The organism is Actinosynnema sp., assembly GCF_052038725.1.
Genome location: NZ_JBQGCX010000444.1, coordinates 1 through 1,668, shown reverse-complemented (window position 1 = coordinate 1,668; position 1,668 = coordinate 1). Strand labels below are relative to the sequence as shown.

Annotated in this window: 1 protein-coding gene; it reads right to left on the bottom strand. The window is 72.1% G+C overall.

The annotated features are described in order from the left end of the window. Positions 1–148 precede the first annotated feature (148 nt). Entirely contained in the window at positions 149–1,471 is a 1,323-nt protein-coding gene (locus ACTUAL_RS09025; protein WP_440899933.1) for an ATP-binding protein, read from the bottom strand. Positions 1,472–1,668: the final 197 nt, after the last annotated feature.

Below are 1,668 nucleotides of genomic sequence, written 5' to 3'. Positions count from 1 at the left end.
ACGGGCAGGGTGCCCTCGCAGAAGAGGGTGCGGTGCTCCTCGGCCATCGTGGGCGTGGCCACCGAGGCCACGAGCACCGCGGTGGCCAGGGGGAACCCCAGCACCAGCGCGAGGGCGGCCAGGACGCCCAGGGCGCCTTTCACTCACATCACCTGGCCGACTCGATGCCGAGGTTGGTGTTGGCCAGGGCTGCCTCCAGGGGGTGCAGGACGGTCTGCACCTTGTAGAGCCGGTCGCCGACCTGCCAGACGGCGCGGCCGGGTTCCTGGCGGGCCCAGGTGGTGATGGCGTGGACGGCCAGCGGCCCGAGGCCGAGGATCTCGTCGAGCTCGGCGGCGACCTTGGGGCCCTGCCCGTGCAGGATTTTGATGTCTGCCAGGTGCAGCATGTCGCGGGCGATGGTCTGTGCCACCGAACCCTCGTCGCCGGCCGAGAGCAGGTCGGAGGGTTTGTGCGCGACGGCGTACTGAATATCTCCGCCCTGGCCGGCGAAGCCTCGGGACAGGCGCATGTCGGCGTCAAACGCCTTGACCGCCTCAGGGCCCAGTCGCAGCTGGCGCCAGGCCTCGTCGCGGACGACCACGCGCTGGTCGGCCCGGGAGACGACCTCACGCTGCCCGGCGCCCCAGGACCCCAGGCAGGTCAGGGCGATACCGACGGCTTCCTGGGGCAACCGGGACAGGGATAGGGACTGGATCGGTGCGAGCCAGTCGACGTCGACGTTGGTGTGGGCGTCGAACATGCCGGCCAGGGCTCCGTTGACAAGCTGGCCGAGAGCGTCGCGCAGCAGCCGAGTCTCGTCCACGAACTGCCGGCGGGTTTCGTACCGGGCCGCGGCGACCAGCTCGGGGGCGGGGTTGTCCAGGGCGTGCCACAGCCCCGGAAGGGTGGTCTCGGTCAGCCGGGTGGCGCCGGCGGAGTACCCGACCAGGTCGGCCAGAGCGGTGCGGACCACCGCCTCGTCGCTGGGCCCGAACGGGACCAGGTGCTCCCCGATCTGCTGGGAGCCGACCAGGGCACGGATGAGGGTCAGCCACCGGGAGAAGACGGACTGGGCGCGGCGTTGGGCCTCCACGGCGTCCAACTGCTCCCACCCGTGGGCCAGCGGGCCGAGGGCCAGGGGGTTGACCCGGGCGCCCAGGCCGGCGCCGAGGGCGATCGGCTCGACCCCCAGGAAGGCGCACACGCCCTCGTACTCGTCCTTGGTGTCGCCCAGGATCAGGGCCCGGTACCCGAAGTCCATCATCCGCAGGATGAAGGCCTTGGTGGTCCCGGACTTGCCCATGCCGGGCTTGCCGAAGCACATGATGTTGGGGTTGCTGATCGGCACGTCAGGGCGGACCACCCAGCCGAGGGGGTCGCAGTGGAACGCCGCCCCGGAGGCGACGTCGATGCCCATCTGTGCCCCGGTCGGGGGCAGCGCGGGGGTGGGGATGAACGGCCAGAACGCCGGGGCCTGGTCACTGGTCATCCGCCAGGTCGCCACCGGCGCTGTCGCCGGGGCCCAACCGCGGTCTGCCTGGCGTGGTCCTCTCGTGCTGGTGGGCCGGAACACCCGGGGCTCCCGCCCTCGTCTCGCCTGCGTGGGTACCGGCGGTGCGTCGTGACCGAAGTCGGCCAGCAGCCGGGCCACGTCCCGCCCGGTGCTCGCCCTCCGGCTCCTCAAGG

What these genes read in the sequence shown, in the direction of transcription:
- ACTUAL_RS09025 (WP_440899933.1), bottom strand. Translation starts at nt 1,471, where the DNA reads ATGACCAGTGACCAGGCCCCGGCGTTCTGGCCGTTCATCCCCACCCCC.